We start from the raw sequence: 19,685 nt of genomic DNA, 5'->3' as shown, positions 1-19,685 counted from the left end.
CAGGACGGCAGGAGTCGCGGGTCGACCCGCGCAGGTCACCCGCGGCCCCGTCAGGCCCGGACGAGCACCTCGCCCAGGTCGTACGCCGCCGGCACCTCCAGCTGGTCGAACCCGCACGAGCGCGCCTCGCGGTCGGTCCGCCACCGGGCCACCTGCACCGTGTGCCGGAACCGCTGCCCCTCCATCTGGTCGTAGCGCACCTCCACGACCCGCTCGGGGCGGAGCGGGACGTACGAGACGTCCTTGCCCGACGAGAAGCGGCTGCGGTCGGTCTCGGCATGGGCGACCCCGCCGTCGTCGTCGTGCACGACGAGGTCGGCCAGCTCGTCGACGAGCTCGAGGCGACGGGCGTCCGAGAACGCGGAGGCGCCTCCCACGTTCCGGAGCTCGCCGTCGGCGTCGTGCAGGCCGAGCAGCAGCGACCCCACGCCCTTCCCGCTCTTGTGCACCCGGTAGCCGAGCGCGACGACGTCGGCGGTGCGGTGGTGCTTGACCTTGAGCATGGTGCGCTTGCCGGGCTGGTAGGGGCTCGCCAGGGGCTTGGCGACGACGCCGTCGAGGCCGGCGCCCTCGAACTCCACCAGCCAGCGGCGGGCGACCTCGGCGTCGGTCGTCGTGCGGCTCAGGTGCAGCGGGGCCGCCGCGTCGGCGAGCAGGCGCTCCAGGGCGGCTCGGCGCTCGCCGAAGGGGCGCCCCACCAGGCTCTCGTCGCCCTCGGCGAGCAGGTCGAACGCGACGAACGAGGTCGGCGTCGAGACCGAGAGCGTCGCGATGCGCGAGGCCGCAGGGTGGATGCGCTGCGAGAGGGCGTCCCAGTCGAGCCGCTCGTCGCCGGGCTCGCCCTGCCGCAGCACGATCTCTCCGTCGAGCACGCACGGGCCGGGCAGGCCCTCGGCGAGCGCGGCCACGAGCTCGGGGAAGTACCGGGTGAGCGGCTTCGAGCCGCGGCTGCCGAGCTCGACCGTCTCGCCGTCGAAGTAGACGAGGCCGCGGAAGCCGTCCCACTTCGGCTCGTACGACAGGCCGCCCTCGACGCTGTCGGCGTCGGGCACGGTCGCGACGGCCTTCGCGAGCATCGGGGCGACGGGGTCGGTGATCGACGGGACGGCGGCGGCGCCGTGGGCATCAGAGTCGGCGTCGGCGTCGGCGTCGCGGGCGGGGGAGTCGGTGGTCATGCGCCGAGTCTGGCCCGGCTCTCCGACCGGGGCCCGGGTGGCGTCCTCAGCCCGCCGCGAGCTCGTCGCCGCGTCCGGCCGACCGGAGGTGCCACTCCGTCTGCGCGAGCGCGGAGGCGAGCACGAAGCCCGTCATCGACCGGAGGCCGCCGCGCCAGCCGGTCATGCGCTCGGCGACCTCGAAGACCGTGGGGGAGACTCGGCCCGCGCCCTCGGCGCGCAGGGCGTCGAGCGCGGCCACCGCGTCGAGGGTGCGGTCGGCACGGTGCGCGACCAGCGCCTCCGCCCGCTCGGCCAGGCCGACGAACCGGTACTCGTGGCCGGGGCAGACCTCGAGCGCGTCGGCCCCGGGCCGGTCGAGAGCGACCATCGCCCGGAGCGAGGCGAGGTGGTCGTCGAGGGGGTTCGACGCGGTGCGGCCGCCGAGGCCGATGCCCGGGTTGACGGTCGGCAGCACGTGGTCGCCGGTGAAGACCAGGCGCTGCTCGGGCTCGACGACGCACAGGTGGCCGGCGGTGTGGCCCGGCGTGTTCACGGTGCGCAGGCGGCGGCCCGCGACCGGCAGCTCGTCTCCGTCGGCGAGCAGCAGGTCGGGGGTGACCGCGGGCAGGGCGCGACCGGACCCCCAGGAGGCGACCAGCGCCTCCGTCAGCTCCCGGGGTGCTCCCCAGCGGGCGACGTCGGCGTCGGCGGCGGCCCCGTCGGCGGCGCGCCGGTCGAGGGCGGCGGCCTCGAGGGCGTGCATCGCCACGGGTGCTCCGGAGGCGCGGCGCACGTCGTCAGCGGCCCCCAGGTGGTCGAGGTGCAGGTGGGTGACCACGACGAGCGTCAGGTCGGAGAGCTCGTGGTCGACCGACCGCAGCGCCGCCTCGAGCCGGGGGACGGCGTCCGGGCCGGCCCAGCCCGGGTCGATCAGCGCGAGGGAGCCGTCGGAGCCCTCGATCAGGTAGCTGAACGAGTGGCCGTCGACGCGGTCGCCCACGGTCGACGACAGCGACCAGACGCCGTGCCGCACCTCCTCGAGCGGAGGGAGGGTGCGGGTGCGCAGGGCCTCGGCCTGCACGGGGCTGAGCGGGGCGGGAGCGGGCACCCGGCGAGCCTAGCCCGGGCGCCGCACCCTCGAAGTAACCCGTCCTGGGCCGCCGGGGCTGCCCCGGGCCCAGGACGGGTCACCTCGGTGCGCGTCAGCTCACTCGGGGGCGACGTCGACCAGCACCTTGCCGGTCACGCCGGCCTCGACGGCCTCGTGCGCGGCGGCGGTCCGCTCGAGCGGGAACCGGTGCAGCGGCAGCCCGGCCTCCTCGCCGACGGGCAGCGCACCGTCGCGGACGGCCGCGGTGACGTCCTCGGCGGCCGCCTGCAGCGCCTCCTCGCCGACCGTGTACAGCAGCACGAACTGGTAGCGGGTGTTGGTGCCCATGTTGGCGCGGAGCGGCAGCGAGACCTCGTCGCCGCCGTCGTTCGCGTAGATCGCGACGGAGGCGCGGGGCGCGACGACCGCCGCCACCAGCTCGGCGTTCTGCCGGATCGACACCTCGACGACCACCTGCACGCCGTCGCGGGCGAGGCGGCGGATCTCGGCGGCCGCGTCCTGCTCCCGGTAGTTCACGACGTGGTGGGCGCCGGCGGCGCGGGCGAGGTCCGCCTTCTCGTCGCTCGAGATCGTGGTGATCACCGTGGCGCCGGCCCAGGCGGCCAGCTGGATCGCGGCGTGGCCGACCGCGCCCGCGCCTCCCGAGACCAGGACGGTGACGCCGTCGAGCGCGCCGGGCGCGAGCCGCGACGGGCCGTCCTCGTGGACGGTGAGCGCGCGGTGCGCCGTCATGGCGGGGACGCCGAGGCTCGCGCCGAGGTCGAACGAGGCCCCGTCGGGCAGGGGGACGACGCGCTCGCGGGGGAGGACGGTGTACTCCTGGGCGGTGCCGGTCGCGTGGCCGTTCGCGGAGATGAACGACCAGACCCGGTCGCCGACGGCGAGGTCGGTGACCCCCTCGCCCACGGCGTCGACGACGCCCGCGCCGTCCTGGTCCGGGGTGACCTCGGGGTACGGAGTGTCCTCGCCGGGGCCGGAGCCCTGGCGCGACTTCCAGTCGGTGGGGTTGACGCCCGACACGACGACGCGCACGCGCACCTCGCCGGCGCCGGGCTCGGGCACCTCGCGGTCGACGAGGTGCAGCACGTCGGAGGCGGGACCGGTCTGGGTGTAGATGATCGACTTCATGCCCCGAGTCTGCTCCGGGGCGGGGCTCCGACGTCGAGTCGGCTCGGAGGTGCGCCTCCGCCGGGGCAGGATGGTCGCATGAGCAGTCCTCAGGGGGAGGCGGGCGCCGACGCCCCGCCGTGGCGGGTCGTCACGCGGCCCGACCGGTCGACGTCGTCGGCGCCGCACGACCCCAGCGCCGGGCGCGTCGTGGTCTGGGTCGCGGTCGTCGCCGTGCTCGTCATCGTCGCGGTCTCCGTCGCCGCGCTGGTCGCCGCCCGGCGCCTCGCCGAGGCGGAGTCCGTGGCCGACGCGGCCGACCGGGCGGACCGCATCGGCGACGCCCTGATCGAGCCCGACCTCACCGACGCCCTGGTCGACGGCGACCCCGCGGCCGTCGCCGCCATGGACGCCGTCGTCCGCGACCACGTGCTGAGCGAGAGCATCGCCCGGGTCAAGATCTGGGACGAGACCGGCCGCATCGTCTGGAGCGACGAGCACCGGCTCATCGGCCAGCGCTTCGAGCTCGGCGACGACGACCTCGAGGCCCTCCGCGGCTCGGGCGTCGAGTCGGAGGTCAGCGACCTCACCGAGCCCGAGAACGTCTACGAACGCGACGAGGGCCGCCTGCTCGAGGCCTACCGCTCCGTCCGCACGCCCAGCGGCCGACCGCTGCTCGCCGAGGTGTACTTCCGCTACGACGAGGTCGTGCAGCGCAGCGGCCAGCTCTGGGTCGGCTTCGCGGGCATCACCATCGGCAGCATCCTGCTCGTCGTGCTGCTGCTGCTCCCCGTGCTCGCGCGTCTGCTCCGTGCCCTGCAGGGCGCTCGCCGTCATCGCGAGGCGCTGCTCGAGCACGCCCTCGAGGCGAGCGGCGACGAGCGGCGGCGCATCGCGGGCGCCCTGCACGACGGCGTCGTCCAGGACCTCGTCGCGACCTCGCTCGCGGTCTCGGCCGAGTCGGCCGCGTCGCGACGCCGCGGCGACGCGGCGACCGCGGACGGCCTCGACGCCGTCGCCGCGACCGTGCGAGGCAGCGTGGGCGCCCTCCGCAGCCTCCTGGTCGACATCTACCCGGCGAGCCTCGCGGCGTCGGGCCTCGAGCCGGCGCTCGTCGACCTCGCCCAGGCGGCGACCGCGCGCGGGGTGCCGGTGCGCCTCGACGTCGACCCGGAGACCGCGGAGGCCCTCTCGGCCGACGACCAGCGCCTGGTGTTCCGGGTCGTGCAGGAGTCGCTGGTGAACGTGGTCGCCCACGCCCGGGCGTCGTCGTGCGTGGTCACGGTGGAGGCGCGGCCCGGTGGTCGGGGAGCCGTCACCACGATCGCCGACGACGGGGTCGGGCTCGACCCCGGGCTGCTCGACCGCCCCGACCAGGCGCACTTCGGGCTGCGCGTGCTGCGAGACCTGGCCGCCGGCGCGGGGGCGACGCTCGAGCTCGCGACCTCGGCGGGGCGCGGCACGCGGTGGCGGCTGACGACGGAGGGGTCGTGATCAGGGTCGTCGTCGTCGACGACCACCCGCTCGTCCGTGCCGGGCTCCGGGCGTTGCTCGACGGGGCGGGGGCCGATGACGACGCCGTCCAGGTCGTCGGCGAGGCCCCCGACGGCGAGACGGCCCTGCGGGTCGTCCCCGCGCTCGAGCCCGACGTCGTGCTGATGGACGTCTCGATGCCCGGCATCGGGGGCGTGGAGGCGACGCGCCGCCTCGTCGAGGGCGGCACGTCGGCGCGGGTCGTGGTCCTGACGTCCTTCCCCGACGCGGCCACCGTCCACGACGCCCTCGCCGCCGGCGCGACGGGCTACCTGCTCAAGGACGCCGACCCGGCGACCGTGCTGGCGGGCGTCCGAGCGGCGGCTCGGGGCGACGCACCGCTCGACCCGAGGGCGGCGCGGGCGCTCCTGCCGGCCCGCACCGCGACTCCTGCCCGTCCGGGGGCCGCCTCGGAGCCCCCGGGCGACCGGGTCGAGGGGAGCCCGCCGGAGGCGCGGGTCGTCGTCGGTCGGGAGGCCGACGTGCTGCGCCTGCTGGGGCGGGGGCTCTCCAACCGCCAGATCGGTCACGAGCTCGGCATCGCCGAGCGGACGGTCAAGGCCCACGTGGGCAGCATCTTCCGCCGCGTGGGCGTGGGCGACCGCACGAGCGCGGCGCTCTGGGCCCGTGACCACGGGTACTAGTACCAAGGTCCGATGGTGCGGCGGCGGGCGCCCGCCGAGACTCGGAGTGCGGCCGGAGCCGGCCGCACATCGTCCTCGGAAGGCCCCCACCATGCCCTCGTCACTCCTCCGCTCCGCCCGCGCCGCGGTGCTCGTCGTCGCCGTCGTCGCCGGGTCGCTCGCCCTCTCGGCCGCCCCGGCCAGCGCCTCCGGCAAGACCAGCGCCGGCGGGGACTACGCCGTCACGATCGGCGGCACCACCTACGACCCCGCGCCGGGCCGCAGCCTCAAGCTCGCCGACCTCGCGCCTTCGGACCGCATCGCGGTGCGGGGCGTGAACAACGGCTTCGACGTCGACGTCGCGACCCTCGGCGTCTACGACTACACGCTCACCGGTGCCCCCGACACGCAGCGCATGGTGACGCGGCCCACCGTGGTCTTCGCCTCCAAGGTGCCGACGCTGACACCGGCCCAGCGGGCGGGAGCGACCATCAAGTCCCTCGAGGTCAAGGACGACACCCTGACGCTGCTGTTCAGCACGTCGGCCGGGAAGTTCAAGATCCAGGCGAAGGACGGCGCGCAGGGCGGCATCTTCCAGATGGAGGCCGAGTTCGCCGCCCCCGTCGAGTACGTGCACACCCTCGCGCCCGGCGTCTTCTACTTCGTCAACCAGTACACGGGCAAGGTCAACTTCGGCGACGGGGTCGACGCGGTCACGTCGGGGGCCGGCGCCCACCAGATGCTGCTCGGCAAGGACAGCCCTCAGGTGGCGACGAAGACGTTCCAGAGCGGCACCGTCACGAAGTGGCTCGTGCAGCCCGGCGGTCGCCTCGGCGGCGTGCTCGGCGAGGACGCGATCGAGCTGAGCGCCGGGGCCACGAACTGCACCAGCCAGTGCCAGGCGCAGAACCAGATCCGCGGCTCGCTGCCGGTGCCGCCGAACCCGGTCGACCCGACCCCGATCGCCGGCTGACGCGCTGACGCTGGTGCACCGAGGTGCCCCGTCCTGTGGCCTCCGACCCCCGGGGGCCCCAGGGCGGGGCATCTCGTCGTCGTGTCGCTCGACCCGACGGCGCGAGCCGCGATCGCCGACCGTCAGCGCGGGCGCGTCGCCGCGTGCGCCGGCACCCAGCCGAACGCGGGTGCGACGTGCTCGGCGATCGTGCGCAGCAGCCGCGCGTTGTAGTCGACGCCGAGCTGGTTCGGCACGGTGAGCAGCACGGTGTCGGCGGCCCGCACCGCCGCGTCGTCGGCCAGTTGCGCGGCGATCACGTCGGGCTCGCCGACGTAGCTCTTGCCGAACCGCGACTGCACCCCGTCGAGCAGGCCGACCTGGTCGCGGGAGTCCTGCTGGGCGCGGACGCCGAAGTACCGGACGTCCTCGTCGGTGGTGATCGGGATGACGCTGCGGCTCACGGAGACGCGGGGCTCGCGGGCGTGCCCGGCCGCGGCCCACGCCTCGCGGTAGAGCGCGATCTGCTCCGCCTGCAGCTCGTCGAACGGCACGCCCGTGTCCTCCGTCAGGAGGGTGCTGCTCATCAGGTTCATGCCCTGCTCGGCCGTCCACGTCGCCGTCGCGCGGGTGCCGGAGCCCCACCAGATGCGGTCGCCGAGGCCGGGGGAGAGCGGCTCGATCGCGAGCGGGCTCGACCAGCCCGTCATGCGCGGGTCGCTCGTCGCGACGGCGTCGCCCGCGATCGCGGAGCGGAACAGCGCGGTGTGGCGGCGCGCCATGTCCGCGTCGGTCTCGTCGTCGGCGGGCACGTGGCCGAACGCCTCGTAGCCGCGCAGCGAGGTCTCGGGCGACCCCCGGCTCACGCCGAGCTGGAGGCGACCCGCGCTGATGAGGTCCGCGGCGGCGGCCTGCTCGGCCATCGAGAGCGGGTTCTCGTAGCGCATGTCGATGATCCCGGTGCCGAGCTCGATGCGGCTCGTCCGCGCGGCCATCGCGGCCAGCAGCGGGAAGGGGCTCGCCAGCTGCTTCGCGAAGTGGTGCACGCGCACCGACGCCTGGTCGATGCCGATCTCCTCGGCGGCGACCGCCAGCTCGATCGACTGGACCAGCGCCTCCCGGGCGGTCGGGGTCCGTGACCCCGGCACGTCCTGGTAGTGCCCGAACGACAGGAACCCGATGCTCTTCTCCATGCTCACCGCCAACCCCACAGGACTCGCTCCCATTCCTCCGGCAGCTGCAGGTGACGAGAGGGGGCCGCGCCGCTAGCGTGGGAGGGGTGGAGAACCGATTCCGTGTCGACGGCGACGACCTCGGCATCGACCTGCGCGCCTCGTCCGTGACGCTCGGGAGCGACGGGGTGGTCGACGCCACCGTGGTCGCCGAGCGCCTGCCGGCCGACGTCGACTGGTCGGACGCCCCGCCGCGCCTGCACTTCCGTGACGTGCCTCTCAAGTTCGACGGAGCCACCTTCGGCGCGACCGTCGACGACGACCTGCTCGACGAGCACGACATCGCCTTCTGGCTCGAGGGCCGGGAGGACGTCCACGGCGTGCTGAGCCTCGGCGCGGGCGACCGGCTGCGCTTCGTCGGCACGACCCACGTCACGGGCGAGCCGAAGGCGTGGCGCCTCGACGTCTCGATCCGCTTCGGCGGCTCGGGTCGCGCCCCCGCCGTCTGAGGCGCGCCGCCGCCGCGCACCCGGCAGGCACCGAGGAGTCGCGGGCGAGGAAGATGGACCGCATGAGCCCCCGACGCCCCCGCCCCGGCCGCCCCGCCCGCACCGCCGCCGCCCGCACCGAGCGCGCCGCCGCCGCCCGCACGGCCCGCCTCCTCGCCGCGGCCCTCGGCGGCAGCGGCGTCCTCCACCTCGTCGCACCCGCCGCCTACGACGCCGTCGTGCCGCGCAGCATGCCCGGCCCCGCCCGCTTCTGGACCGTCTCCTCCGGCGTCGCCGAGCTCGTCGTCGCGGCGGCGCTGGCCTCCCGCCCCACCCGGCGCGTGGGGGGCGCGCTCGCCGCGGCCCTGTTCGTCGCCGTCTTCCCGGCCAACGTGTCGATGGCGACGCGGTCCCTGCACAGCGCCCGCGCCTCCCGCGTGCGCCGCGTCGTGACCCTCGTGCGCCTGCCCCTCCAGGTGCCGCTCGTGACGCGGGCCCTGCTCGTGCGGAGAGCCGGCTGAACGCGCTCCCACCGGGCGCGGCCGTGCCTGCCGGTACGGTGGACGCCGACCGACCGGGCTGACCACCGCCCGGCCTCCCGGCGCTCGGCACCGCACGCCGCCCACCCCGCCCCCCACCGACGGCCCCGCCGCACGGAAGGCCCCACCATGACGACCATCGACCTCAACGCCGACCTCGGCGAGGGCTTCGGCCGGTGGACCCTGGGCGACGACGAGGCCCTGCTCGACGTCGTCACGAGCGCGAACGTCGCCTGCGGCTTCCACGCCGGCGACCCCGAGTCGCTCCTGCGGGTGGTGGGGCAGGCGCACCGTCGCGGCGTCGTCGTCGGCGCGCACGTGTCGTACCGCGACCTCGCCGGCTTCGGGCGCCGGTACCTCGACGCCTCGCCCGCCGAGCTCGTGGGCGACGTCGCCTACCAGGTGGGTGCCCTCGACGGCCTCGCCCGGGCCGCCGGCACGGCCGTGCGGTACGTCAAGCCGCACGGGGCGCTCTACACGACCATCGCCCGTGACGACGACCGCGGAGCCGCCCACGCCGACGCGGTCGTCGAGGCCGTGCTGCGGGTCGACCCGGCGCTCGCCGTCGTGGGGCTGGCCGGGTCGGCCTTCCTCCGCCGCGCCTCCGCCGCGGGACTCGTCACCGTGCCCGAGGCCTTCGCCGACCGCGCCTACACGGCGTCGGGCGAGCTCGTGCCCCGTCGCGAGTCCGGGGCGGTGCTGCACGACCCAGAAGAGATCCGCGACCGCGTCCTCTCGCTCGTCGAGACGGGGCGGGTCACCTCCGTCGACGGCCGCGAAGTCGAGGTCGACGCGCGCACGGTCTGCGTGCACGGCGACTCGCCCGACGCGGTCGCCGTCGCGCGGGCCGTCCGCACCGGCCTCGAGGAGGCGGGGGTCGCCCTGGGCTCCTTCGTCACCGTCCCGGAGACGTCGGCGTGAGCGGCGGCGACGACCGCTCCGGCTCCGCCGACCGGCACGGCGGCCTCCCGCGGGAGCCGCGCATCCTGCCCCTCGGCACCGACGGCGTCCTGATCGAGACCGCCGACCTCGACGAGTCGCTGGCCCTCTTCGGCGCGTTGCTCGCGCAGCCCGTCGCGGGCATCCTCGACGTCGTCCCGGCGCCGCGCACCGTCGCCGTGCGCTTCCTGCCCGCGCTGCTGCCGGTGACCTCCCTCCTCTCGGTGATCCGGTCGCTGCCGAGCTCCCGCGACGCCGCCACCGAGGGGCGCCTCGTCGAGATCCCCGTCCACTACGACGGCGACGACCTCGCCGAGGTCGCCGAGCTGAGCGGCCTGACGGTCGAGGAGGTCGTCCGCCGGCACACCGGTGCCGTGCACACCGTCGCCTTCACCGGCTTCGCGCCGGGCTTCGCCTACCTCTCCGGCGGCGACCCCGCCCTCGCCGTGCCGCGCCGGGCCGTGCCCCGCACCCACGTGCCGGCCGGCGCGGTGGCCCTCGCGGGCGAGTTCTGCGGCGTCTACCCCCGCGAGAGCCCGGGCGGCTGGCAGATCGTCGGCCGCACCGAGGTCGCCCTCTGGGACCTCGCCGAACGGGTGCCCGCGCTGCTGCAGCCGGGCATGCGGGTGCGCTTCGTCGACGTCACGGCGGGCACCGGCGACCGCCCCGACGCGGCCGTGGCGCCGGCCGACGGGGCCGTGGTGCGCTCCGCGTCGGTCCGGGCCGCGTCGTCGCCGGTCGCGCCGCCGCCCCGTCCCGACCGGGCCCTGCTCGTCGACCGCCCCGGCCCGCACACGATCCTCGAGGACCTCGGCCGCCCCGGCCGATCCGGCCTCGGGGTCTCCCGCTCCGGGGCGATGGACCACCGGGCGCTCCGCGAGGCGAACCGCCTCGTCGGCGCCGCCACCGGCTCGGCCGCGCTCGAGCTGGCCTACGGCGGCTTCGAGGCGACGGCGCGCGGTGACCTCGTGCTCGCCGTGGCGGGCGCTCCCGTGCCGATCACGGTCACCGGGCCCGCCGGCCCGCGCCCTGCCGTGGTGGGCGCCGCGTTCGCGCTCGACGACGGCGACGTGCTCACCGTGGGGGCGCCTCCCCGGGGCGTCTACTCGTACCTCGCCGTCCGTGGGGGCTGGGAGGCCGAGCCCGTTCTCGACAGCGTCTCCGGTGATGTGCTCGCCGGGCTCGGCCCGCAGCGGGTGCGCGCCGGCGACGAGCTCGCGGTGGGCCGCGCCTGGGCCGAGAGCGTCGCCGCCGCGGCGCCCGACGTGCAGCGCACGGTCTCGGCGCCCGACGAGGTGACCTTCCTCGACGTCGTGCTCGGGCCGCGGGACGACTGGTTCACGCCCGAGGCCGTCGAGCTGCTGACCGAGCAGCGCTTCACCGTCACCGCGCAGTCGAACCGCATCGGCCTCCGGCTCGAGGGCGAGCGGCCCCTCGAGCGCCTCGTCGCCGACGGGCTGCCCGCCGAGCTGCCGAGCGAGGCGACCGTGTCGGGGGCCCTGCAGGTGCCGCCCTCCGGCCACCCCGTGCTCTTCATGGCCGACCACCCGGTGACGGGCGGCTACCCGGTCGTCGCGTGCGTCGTGGGCGACCAGCTCGACCGGGCCGCCCAGGTGCCGATCGGCGCCCGCGTGCGGTTCCGGGTGGTGCCAGGGCCCGACCTCGGGCGGGGCCGCCGCGGCGACCGGCAGGACGACCACCTCGACGAACGCCTCGCGGCCGAGCGGGGGACGGAGTCGTGATCAAGCTCCTCATCGCCGAGCGCGGCGAGGTCGCCGTGCGCATCGCCCGCGCCTGCGCCGACCTGCAGCTGCCCTCGGTGGCGGTCTACACGGCCGACGACGCGGCCGCCCTGCACGTGCGCGCGGCCGACGAGGCCTGGGCGCTCGAGCCCGTCGACGCGCCCGGCGCCGATGCGGCCTTCGGCCCCGGCTCGCGCGGCCCCGGCTCGCCCGGCACCGCTTCGCCCGGCACCGCTTCGCCCGGCCCCGGTTCGCCCGGCGGGGGCACCGCCGTCAGCACGCCCCCGGTCGGCCGCCCCGACGCCTACCGCGACATGCAGGCCATGCTCGACGCCGCCGTGCGCAGCGGCGCCGACGCGGTGCACCCGGGCGCCGGCCCGCTCTCCGAGAGCGCCGAGTTCGCCCGCCGCGTCGTCGCGGCCGGGCTCACCTGGGTCGGTCCCGACCCCGCGACGATGGAGGTGCTCGGCGACAAGATCGCCGCGCGCGCCCTCGCCGACTCGGTCGGCGCCCCGCTCGTCGTGGGCACCTCCGGGCCGGTGCGGCGGCCCGACCAGGCCGTCGCGTTCGCGCAGCGCCACGGGCTGCCGATCGCCCTCAAGGCGGCGAACGGGGGAGGCGGGCTGGGGCTGCGCGTCGCGCGTCGCCTCGACGAGGTGGCCGACCTGCACGACAGCGCGGTGCGCGAGGCCGTCGCCGTCTTCGGCCGCGGCGAGTGCTTCGTCGAGCAGTACCTCGACCGGCCGCGGCACGTCGAGGCCCAGGTGCTCGGCGACGGCGAGGGCGGGGTCGTCGTCGTCGGCACGCGCGAGTGCTCGGTGCAGCGCCGCCACCAGAAGCTCCTCGCCGAGGCCCCGGCGCCCTTCCTCACCGACGAGCAGCTGGCCGTCGTCGTCGACGTCAGCACGGCCGTCTGCGGCGCCGTCTCGTACCGCGGCGCCGGCACCGTCGAGTTCCTCGTCTCGCAGGCGGGGCAGGTGTCGTTCCTCGAGGTCGGCACGGCGCTCTCCGTCGAGCACGCCGTCACCGAGCTGACGACCGGGGTCGACCTCGTGCGGCAGCAGCTCCTGCTCGCCGACGGGCGCCCCCTCGAGGTCGCCGGCGCCCCGCCGGTGCTCGGGCACGCGCTCTCGTTCCGCGTCACGGCCGAGGACGCGGGCCGCGGCTTCCTGCCGGCCCCGGCGCCGGTCGCCCGACTAGAGTTCCCCGGCGGGCCCGGCGTGCGCGTCGACTCCGGCGTGGCCCCCGGCGACGAGGTGCCGCCCGGCCGCGACTCGCTGCTGATGACCCTCTCGGTCTGGGGCCGCGACCGCGACGAGGCGCTGCGCCGTTCCCGGCGCGCCCTCGACGACCTCGTGGTCGACGGCCCGGCGACCTCCGCGCCCTTCCACCGCCGCCTCCTCGACGACCCCGCCTTCGCCCCGCCCGGCGACGAGGCCCCGACCGTGCACACCCGCTGGATCGAGACCGAGTGCCCCTGGCTCGACGGCCTCGCGGTCCGGACGCCGGAGGCGCGGGCCACGCCCGTCGTCCTGCGCACCTGGGTCGAGGTGGCGGGCCGCCGCGTCCCCGTCGTGCTGCCCGCCGAGCTGGGCGACGTCGAGGTCGTGGCCGCGATGGTCGCCGCCGTCGTCGGCGAGGACGACCCCGTCGACCGCACCGACGACGGGGGACACGTCACGGCCCCGTAAGCTGGGAGAGCGCCCAGAGCCGAGCGCGTGCCCGCACCGTCCCCCTGCACCACCGGAGCCGCCGCCATGTCCTCTCCCGTCTCGTCGTCGTCCGCGCCCACGGGCGCGCCGGCACCCCGCTCCGGCGTCGCCGGACGCCTCGACACCTGGTTCGAGGTCACGGCCCGCGGCTCCAGCTGGGCTCGCGAGATCCGCGGCGGCGTCGTCACCTTCGTGACGATGGCGTACATCGTCATCCTCAACCCGCTCATCCTCGGCGGCTTCAGCGCCGACCAGGCCGCGCAGGACGTCGCGGGCGGCTGGCTGCAGAACGCCCAGGTGGGTGCGGTCACCGCCCTCACCGCCGGCGTCATGACCATCCTCTTCGGGGCGGTCGCGCGCCTCCCGTTCGCCTTCGCGGCCGGCCTCGGCATCAACTCGTTCCTGGCGGTCACCGTCGTGCAGGACGTCACCTGGCCCGAGGCGATGGGCCTCGTCGTCATCAACGGCCTCGTGATCACGATCCTCGCCGTCACCGGCCTCCGCGGCCTGATCTTCAACGCCGTCCCCGCGGCGCTCAAGACGGCGATCACGGTCGGGATCGGCCTCTTCATCGCGTTCATCGGGCTCGTCGACTCCGGCTTCGTCCGCACCAGCGGCTCCGCGTCGCCGCCCCTGCAGCTCGGCTCCGCCGGCTCGGTCGCGACGCTGCCGACCATCACCTTCGTCATCGGGCTCGTCGTGATCGGCGTGCTCATGGCCCGCCGCGTGCGCGGGGCGATCTTCATCGGCATCGTGGCGACCACGGTCATCGCGATCGTGCTGCAGGCGATCTTCCAGGTGCCGACGTCGAACGGCCAGAACCTCGACGACTGGAACCTCAACGCCCCCGTCATGCCGACCCAGATCGTGGCCCTGCCCGACCTGTCGCTCGTCGGCGACATCAGCTTCGGCGCCTTCGCCCGCATCGGCGTCCTCTCGGCCGTCATGCTGGTGTTCACGCTCGTCTTCACGAACTTCTTCGACGCGATGGGCACGATGACCGGGCTGGCCAAGGCCTCCGACGTCGCCCGCCCCGACGGCACCTTCCCGCGCCTGAAGAGCGCGCTCGTCATCGAGGGCGTCGGCGCGATCGCCGGCGGGGCCACCAGCTCGTCGTCGAACACGGTCTTCGTCGAGTCGGCCTCGGGCATCGGCGAGGGCGCCCGCACCGGCGCGGCCTCGGTCGTCACCGGCCTGCTCTTCGTGCTCGCCATGTTCTTCACGCCGCTCACGCAGGTCGTGCCGCTCGAGGTGGCGGCCTCCGCCCTCGTCATCGTGGGCGCGCTGATGGTCTCGCAGATCAAGGACGTCGACTGGACCGACTTCTCGGTCGCCCTGCCGGTCTTCCTCACCATCATCACGATGCCGCTGACCTACTCGATCGCCAACGGCATCGGCGTCGGCTTCATCAGCTGGGTGATCGTCCGGGCAGCCTCCGGCAAGGCCCGCGAGATCAGCCCGCTGCTCTGGATCGTGTCGCTGGGCTTCCTCGTCTACTTCGTGCGCGGCCCGATCGAGGCCCTGGTCGGCTGAGCGGGTCGGCGGTACGGTGGGCGGCACGCGGCGGCGACGACGCGGCCGCCCCTGACCGAGGAGGCGCACCGTGCCCCGCATCACCCCCGTGCTCTGGTTCGACGGCGAGGCCGAGGCCGCCGCGACGTTCTACGTCTCGCTGTTCCCCGGGTCGCGCGTCACCGACGTCTCCCGGTACCCGGACGACTTCCCCGACCCGGCCCTCGCCGGCCAGGCGCTCGTGGTCGAGTTCGAGCTCGACGGCCAGGGCTTCCAGGGCCTGAACGGCGGGCCGGGGCACGCCCCCTCCGACGCCGTGTCGTTCTCGGTGCCGGTCTCCGACCAGCCCGAGCTCGACCGCCTCTGGGACGCCCTCGTCGCCGACGGCGGCGAGGAGGGCCGCTGCGGCTGGCTCACCGACCGCTGGGGCTTCTCCTGGCAGATCGTCCCGAGCGCGCTCGGCGAGACCCTCGGCGGCCCGGACAGGGAGGGGGCTGCCCGGGCCATGACCGCGATGATGGGCATGGGCCGCCTCGTGGTCGACGACCTGCGGGCCGCCTACGCGGGCACCTGACCCGACCCGCGCCTCCCGGGGGTCGATCCGTTACCAGTCGTGGACGGTGCCGTCGGCGAGGCGGTTGTAGGGCAGGTACGCCTTCTCGTAGGGGTACTTCCCGGCCTCGTCGACGTCGAGCTCGACGCCGAGCCCCGGCTGCTCGCCCGGGTGCAGCATGCCGCCCTCGAACGTGAACGACTGCCGGAAGACGCTGTCCGTCCGCGAGCCGTGCTGCATGTACTCCTGGATCCCGAAGTTGTGGATCGACAGCCCGAGGTGCATCGCCGCCGCCATGCCCACCGGCGAGATGTCGGTCGGACCGTGCATGCCCGACCTGATCTGGTACTGCGCGGCGTACTCGAGCACCCGCTTCAGGTGCGTGATGCCGCCGGTGTGGGTGACGGCGCTCCGCACGTAGTCGATCAGCTGCTCGCGGATGATCTGCTGGTAGTCCCAGACGGTGTTGAAGATCTCGCCGATCGCGAGCGGCGTCGTGGTGTGCTGCCGCACGAGGCGGAGGGCCTCGGGGTTCTCGGCGGGCGTGACGTCCTCGAGCCAGAAGAGGTCGTAGGGCTCGAGGCTCTTGCCGAGCGACGCGGCCTGGATCGGCGTCATGCGGTGGTGCCCGTCGTGCAGGAGGGGGATCTCCGGCCCGAACTCGGCGCGCACGGCCTCGAAGACGGTGGGCACGTGCCGCAGGTACGAGCGGGTGTCCCAGTCCTCCTCGTTCGGCAGGGCGCCGCGCTGGGCCGGCTCGTGGTCGTAGCGCACCCCGGCGTTGGCGTCGAAGGTCGCGTTCGAGGCGATGCCGTAGATCGACCTCAGGCCGGGCACGCCGGTCTGCACGCGGATCGCGCGGTAGCCCTGCTCCTGGTGCTCGCGCACGCTGTCGAAGAGCTCGGGGAGGTCCTTGCCGGAGGCGTGGCCGTACGCGAGCAGGCCGGTGCGGGAGGCGCCCCCGAGCAGCTGGTAGAGCGGCATGCCGGCGACCTTCGCCTTGATGTCCCAGAGGGCGACGTCGACTGCGGCGATGGCGGCCATCGTGACGGGGCCGCGCCGCCAGTAGGCGCTCCGGTACAGGAACTGCCAGGTGTCCTCGATGCGGGCGGCGTCCCGGCCGAGGAGGAGCGGCACGACGTGCTCGGAGAGGTACGCGACGACCGCGAGCTCGCGGCCGTTGAGGGTGGCGTCGCCGAGGCCGGTGACCCCGTCGTCGGTCGTGAGCTTGAGGGTCACGAAGTTGCGGTCGGGGCTGGTGACGATCACCTCGGCCTTGTCGATCTTCATGCGGGGCGACTCCTTCGTCGGCGGGCGTGGTGCCACCGAGTCTGTCAGGCCGCCCGGCCGGGCGTCAGCCCGCTCGGCCCTTCTGCGGCACGGGCGGCACGGGCGGAGAGGGCGGCGCGGGCGACGCGGACACCCCGGGCGTCGCACCGCGGGCGGCGGCGTCGGCCTCCCGCGCGAGCAGGGTCGCCCCCGCCACCGCGGCCGGCATCACGAGCACGGCCCCGAACGGAACGAGGAACGAGAGCCAGGTGACGGTGCCGAAGCCCAGCGTGTGCGCCCGTCGGAGGCCGAGCGCGCGCCTCCGCTCGCGGAGGGTCCGGCCCCGGGCGTCGAACGCGAACCCGGTGAGCTCGACGGTGAGGAACCACCCGCCGGTCACCGCGGCCAGCACCGGCACGACCGTCTGCCCGACGACGGGCACGAAGCCCCCGACGAAGAGGAGGAGACCGATCGAGGCCGTCGCGAGCAGCAGCCGCAGCGAGTCGCCGACGCTCTTCGCGAGACCGCGCCAGAACCCGGTGCCGAGGTCGGCCGGGGCGTCGCCCTCGCGCCGTTCGACGTGCCGCCAGATGCGTTCGTAGAACGGGTCGCCCACCAGCAGGGTCACGGCGGTGAAGGTGAACACGGCGAGCAGCACGGCGAGGGCCGCGACGGCGAGGCCGATGACGAGGCGCACGACCTGCGCCTCCCACTCGGGCCACCCGTCGGCGAAAGGGGTGAGCGCCACCGCGACGTCGTCGGCGTAGCCGTTGACGAGCACCAGCAGCCCGACGAAGACCAGGCCGACGATCACGGCGGGGACGGCGCCGAGCAGCATGAGGCGCGGCGACGTGCCCCAGAGGCGGAGCCCGCGGCCGAGGAGGGCCGCGCCCGACCCGAACTCGCGCACGACCGACATGGGGCGAGCGTACCGGGCGTCGCCGGGGCTGCGCGGGTCGCTCGGGGGCCGGCCGCGGGTCAGAGCACCTCGAGCGGCACGGCCGCGGTCGGGGCGGGGAAGGCCCGCTCGAGCTGCACGAACGCCTGGTCGTCGATGTCGACGCCGAGCGCCGCCGCGTTCTCGCGCGTGTGGGCGGCGCTGCCGGCCTTCACGGCGACGCAGACGTCGGGGGCGAGGCGCAGCACCCAGGCGAGCGCGAGCTGGGCCGGCGTCACGCCGAGGTCGTGGGCGACCGACACGACGACCGGGTGGTCGAGCAGCTCGCCGTGGTCGACGGGGGAGTACGCCATCAGCGGCACGCCGTCCGCGCGCAGCCGGGGCAGCAGGTCGAACTCGGGGCCGCGGCGGGCGAGGTTGTAGAGCACCTGGTCGGTGTGGGGGCCGGAGGCGCGGGCCGGGCCGCCGGCGCCGGTCGCCACGGCCAGGTCGTCCAGGTCGTCGACGTCGAAGTTGCTGACGCCCCAGGCGCCGATCGCGCCCTCCTCGACCAGCGCCTCCATCGCCTCCACCGTGTCGGAGAGGGGGTGGCCGCCCCGCCAGTGCAGCAGGTAGAGGTCGAGACGGTCGGTGCCGAGGCGCCGGAGGCTGGCGTGGCAGGCGTCGACGGTGCCTCGGCGGCTGGCGTTGCCCGGCAGCACCTTGCTGACCAGGAAGACCTCGTCGCGGCGGCCGGCGATCGCCTCGCCTACGAGGGCCTCCGCGGCCCCGTCGCCGTACATCTCGGCGGTGTCGACGAGCGTGAGGCCGAGGTCGAGCCCGGTGCGGAGGGCCTCCAGCTCGGCGGCGCGGCGGCGCGGGTCGTCGCCGAGGTACCAGGTGCCCTGGCCGAGGGCGGGGGCGGTGCGGCCGTCGGGGAAGGTCACGGTGGGCGGGGCGGTCGTGGTCACCCGACCAGTCTGCGCCGGGAACACGGGGGCGGGCCGGGCGGTTGGCCCTCCCCGTGCAGACGACAGAACGAGCCCAGCCCGCCACCGGCAGCGTCCCCCGCCCCCGCGCCTCCCGGCGGCCCGGCGGCCGCGGCGGCGGAGGGTCGGCGGGGCTGGTCGTCTACGCCCTCACGCTGCTCGTGCTCGTCGCGAGCGGCTCGGCCCCGTCGCCCCTCTACCCGATCTACCAGGAGGAGTGGTCGCTCTCGCCGCTCGCGTTGACCGTGGTCTTCGCGGTCTACGTCGCGGGCCTGCTGGCGACCCTGCTCACCGCGGGGCGGCTGTCCGACCACGTCGGGCGGCGGCCCCTCGTGCTGGCCGGCCTCGCGGTCTCCGTGTCGGCGATGCTCGTCTTCTCCGTCGCGACGGGCGACCTGGCGCTCGTCGTCGCGCGCGTGCTCCAGGGCCTCGCCATCGGCCTCGCGACCGGGGCCCTCGGCGCCGGCATGATCGACCACCAGCCGGCCTCCCGGCCCGCCCTCGCGGCCTTCCTCAACGGCGTGACCCCGCCGGTCGCGCTCACCGTCGGGGCGCTGACCAGCGGGCTCCTCGTCGAGTTCGGGCCGCTGCCCGAGCGCCTCGTCTTCCTCGTGCTCGCGGCCGCGATGGTCGCCTGCGGGGTCGCGGTGGCGTTCGTCCCCGAGCGCGTGCCCCGCGCCTCCGGGGCCCTGCGGTCGCTCGTGCCCACCGTGACGGTGCCGGGGGAGGCGCGGCGCGTCTTCGTCGCCGTCGTCGGCTGCATGATCGCGAGCTGGGGCCTCGGCGGCATGTTCCTCGCCTTCGCGGGCACCGTCCTGCGGACGACCTTCGACGTGTCGAGCCCGGCGCTGACCGGGGCCGCGATCGCCCTGTTCACCGGGTCGGGGGCGCTGACGGGGCTCGCCATCCAGCGCGTCGACGCCGCGAAGGCCCTGCGCGTCGGGGTCGTGGCGCTCGTCGTCGGGCCGATCGGCATCGTCGCCGCGCTCTGGACGGCCTCCGTGCCGCTCTTCGTCGCGGCGGCCGTGGTCGGCGGCGTCGGGTTCGGCGCGGGGTTCCAGGCGGCGCTGCGGCTCGTGCTCGCGGAGGCGCCCGTCGACGCGAGGGCCGGCGTGCTGTCGAGCGTCTACGTCGCGAGCTACCTGGCCTTCGGCGTGCCGAGCGTGCTCGCCGGCGTCTTCGTCCCCGTCGACGGGCTCGCCGCCGTGCTGAGCGCGTACGGGGCCTTCGTCGTCCTCGCCGCCGTAGCGGCGGCGGTGCTGCAGCGCGTGGCCCGTCGCGCGCGCCTCGCCGAGCTGCGGGCGGACGCCGTGGACGCCGAGCACCGGCGGCGCGGAGCCGGGCGGGCGTAGGCGGGGCCCACCGTCTCTGCACAGGGCGGCTGAGGGGCGTCCCTCCACACACGGACGC

General features: G+C 75.7%; 18 protein-coding genes. 11 read left to right on the top strand and 7 right to left on the bottom strand.

Features of this window, described 5'->3' with window-relative positions; all coding sequences use genetic code 11:
* Positions 1–50 precede the first annotated feature (50 nt).
* The 3 genes from JOE43_RS12015 to JOE43_RS12005 form a co-directional block, all read right to left on the bottom strand.
* Positions 51–1,175 (bottom strand): ATP-dependent DNA ligase, encoded by a 1,125-nt coding sequence (locus JOE43_RS12015; RefSeq protein ID WP_209518002.1) that lies wholly within the window; start codon positions 1,173–1,175, stop codon positions 51–53.
* Between the two features lie 46 nt (positions 1,176–1,221).
* The gene (locus JOE43_RS12010; RefSeq protein WP_209518000.1) at positions 1,222–2,265 is read right to left on the bottom strand and encodes an MBL fold metallo-hydrolase; all 1,044 of its coding nucleotides are present in this window, start codon (positions 2,263–2,265) and stop codon (positions 1,222–1,224) included.
* A 99-nt stretch (positions 2,266–2,364) separates the two neighbouring features.
* Positions 2,365–3,396, bottom strand: a complete 1,032-nt coding sequence (locus JOE43_RS12005; protein ID WP_209517998.1) for an NADPH:quinone reductase — start codon at positions 3,394–3,396, stop codon at positions 2,365–2,367.
* Between the two features lie 78 nt (positions 3,397–3,474).
* Between JOE43_RS12005 and JOE43_RS12000 the strand changes: the two genes are divergently transcribed.
* The 3 genes from JOE43_RS12000 to JOE43_RS11990 all read left to right on the top strand — a co-directional run bounded on the left by JOE43_RS12000 (position 3,475) and on the right by JOE43_RS11990 (position 6,504).
* Complete coding sequence (locus tag JOE43_RS12000; RefSeq protein ID WP_209517997.1) at positions 3,475–4,869, top strand: sensor histidine kinase; 1,395 nt, start codon at positions 3,475–3,477, stop codon at positions 4,867–4,869.
* On the top strand, positions 4,866–5,552 hold the full coding sequence (locus JOE43_RS11995; RefSeq protein ID WP_209517995.1) for a response regulator transcription factor: 687 nt from the start codon (positions 4,866–4,868) through the stop codon (positions 5,550–5,552). Before JOE43_RS12000 ends, JOE43_RS11995 begins: the two co-directional genes overlap by 4 nt.
* Positions 5,553–5,643: 91 nt before the next feature.
* Entirely contained in the window at positions 5,644–6,504 is an 861-nt protein-coding gene (locus JOE43_RS11990; RefSeq protein ID WP_209517992.1) for a hypothetical protein, read from the top strand.
* Positions 6,505–6,626: 122 nt separating this feature from the next.
* Here the strand turns inward: JOE43_RS11990 and JOE43_RS11985 are convergent, their stop codons facing one another.
* Positions 6,627–7,676 (bottom strand): LLM class flavin-dependent oxidoreductase, encoded by a 1,050-nt coding sequence (locus JOE43_RS11985; protein WP_209517990.1) that lies wholly within the window; start codon positions 7,674–7,676, stop codon positions 6,627–6,629.
* Between the two features lie 86 nt (positions 7,677–7,762).
* On the opposite strand from JOE43_RS11985, the gene JOE43_RS11980 reads away from it, so the two are divergent.
* From JOE43_RS11980 to JOE43_RS11950, 7 genes are all read left to right on the top strand, one after another.
* Positions 7,763–8,164, top strand: a complete 402-nt coding sequence (locus JOE43_RS11980; RefSeq protein ID WP_209517988.1) for a hypothetical protein — start codon at positions 7,763–7,765, stop codon at positions 8,162–8,164.
* Positions 8,165–8,226: 62 nt separating this feature from the next.
* Complete coding sequence (locus JOE43_RS11975; protein ID WP_209517986.1) at positions 8,227–8,664, top strand: hypothetical protein; 438 nt, start codon at positions 8,227–8,229, stop codon at positions 8,662–8,664.
* 147 nt (positions 8,665–8,811) lie between these two features.
* Positions 8,812–9,603, top strand: coding sequence for a LamB/YcsF family protein (locus JOE43_RS11970; RefSeq protein ID WP_209517985.1), 792 nt, complete (start codon positions 8,812–8,814; stop codon positions 9,601–9,603).
* Positions 9,600–11,363, top strand: coding sequence for a carboxyltransferase domain-containing protein (locus JOE43_RS11965; protein WP_307803354.1), 1,764 nt, complete (start codon positions 9,600–9,602; stop codon positions 11,361–11,363). The genes JOE43_RS11970 and JOE43_RS11965 overlap by 4 nt, the downstream gene beginning before the upstream one ends.
* Positions 11,360–13,054 (top strand): biotin carboxylase N-terminal domain-containing protein, encoded by a 1,695-nt coding sequence (locus JOE43_RS11960; RefSeq protein ID WP_209517983.1) that lies wholly within the window; start codon positions 11,360–11,362, stop codon positions 13,052–13,054. Before JOE43_RS11965 ends, JOE43_RS11960 begins: the two co-directional genes overlap by 4 nt.
* A gap of 66 nt (positions 13,055–13,120) precedes the next feature.
* Complete coding sequence (locus tag JOE43_RS11955; protein ID WP_209517980.1) at positions 13,121–14,608, top strand: NCS2 family permease; 1,488 nt, start codon at positions 13,121–13,123, stop codon at positions 14,606–14,608.
* Between the two features lie 70 nt (positions 14,609–14,678).
* Positions 14,679–15,161, top strand: coding sequence for a VOC family protein (locus JOE43_RS11950; protein ID WP_209517978.1), 483 nt, complete (start codon positions 14,679–14,681; stop codon positions 15,159–15,161).
* A gap of 30 nt (positions 15,162–15,191) precedes the next feature.
* Here the strand turns inward: JOE43_RS11950 and manD are convergent, their stop codons facing one another.
* The 3 genes from manD to JOE43_RS11935 all read right to left on the bottom strand — a co-directional run bounded on the left by manD (position 15,192) and on the right by JOE43_RS11935 (position 18,257).
* On the bottom strand, positions 15,192–16,430 hold the full coding sequence (gene manD / locus JOE43_RS11945; protein ID WP_209517977.1) for a D-mannonate dehydratase ManD: 1,239 nt from the start codon (positions 16,428–16,430) through the stop codon (positions 15,192–15,194).
* A 64-nt stretch (positions 16,431–16,494) separates the two neighbouring features.
* Positions 16,495–17,328: an EI24 domain-containing protein gene (locus JOE43_RS11940; RefSeq protein ID WP_209517975.1), complete on the bottom strand. Its 834-nt coding sequence runs from the start codon at positions 17,326–17,328 to the stop codon at positions 16,495–16,497.
* Positions 17,329–17,387: 59 nt separating this feature from the next.
* Positions 17,388–18,257, bottom strand: coding sequence for an aldo/keto reductase (locus tag JOE43_RS11935; RefSeq protein WP_307803353.1), 870 nt, complete (start codon positions 18,255–18,257; stop codon positions 17,388–17,390).
* Positions 18,258–18,310: 53 nt separating this feature from the next.
* On the opposite strand from JOE43_RS11935, the gene JOE43_RS11930 reads away from it, so the two are divergent.
* Complete coding sequence (locus JOE43_RS11930; RefSeq protein ID WP_209517972.1) at positions 18,311–19,627, top strand: MFS transporter; 1,317 nt, start codon at positions 18,311–18,313, stop codon at positions 19,625–19,627.
* The last annotated feature ends 58 nt before the right edge of the window (positions 19,628–19,685 follow it).

Origin of the sequence: Frigoribacterium sp. PvP121 (assembly GCF_017833115.1) — a bacterium.
Lineage (GTDB): Bacteria > Actinomycetota > Actinomycetes > Actinomycetales > Microbacteriaceae > Frigoribacterium > Frigoribacterium endophyticum.
The sequence above is the reverse complement of the archived record's forward strand: the minus strand, read 5'-3'. Positions and strand labels throughout refer to the sequence as shown.

Coding starts and splice junctions, on each gene's coding strand:
- JOE43_RS12015 (WP_209518002.1), bottom strand. CDS start 1,175: ATGACCACCGACTCCCCCGCCCGCGACGCCGACGCCGACGCCGACTCT.
- JOE43_RS12005 (WP_209517998.1), bottom strand. CDS start 3,396: ATGAAGTCGATCATCTACACCCAGACCGGTCCCGCCTCCGACGTGCTG.
- JOE43_RS12000 (WP_209517997.1), top strand. CDS start 3,475: ATGAGCAGTCCTCAGGGGGAGGCGGGCGCCGACGCCCCGCCGTGGCGG.
- JOE43_RS11990 (WP_209517992.1), top strand. CDS start 5,644: ATGCCCTCGTCACTCCTCCGCTCCGCCCGCGCCGCGGTGCTCGTCGTC.
- JOE43_RS11985 (WP_209517990.1), bottom strand. CDS start 7,676: ATGGAGAAGAGCATCGGGTTCCTGTCGTTCGGGCACTACCAGGACGTG.
- JOE43_RS11975 (WP_209517986.1), top strand. CDS start 8,227: ATGAGCCCCCGACGCCCCCGCCCCGGCCGCCCCGCCCGCACCGCCGCC.
- JOE43_RS11970 (WP_209517985.1), top strand. CDS start 8,812: ATGACGACCATCGACCTCAACGCCGACCTCGGCGAGGGCTTCGGCCGG.
- JOE43_RS11955 (WP_209517980.1), top strand. CDS start 13,121: ATGTCCTCTCCCGTCTCGTCGTCGTCCGCGCCCACGGGCGCGCCGGCA.
- manD (WP_209517977.1), bottom strand. CDS start 16,430: ATGAAGATCGACAAGGCCGAGGTGATCGTCACCAGCCCCGACCGCAAC.
- JOE43_RS11940 (WP_209517975.1), bottom strand. CDS start 17,328: ATGTCGGTCGTGCGCGAGTTCGGGTCGGGCGCGGCCCTCCTCGGCCGC.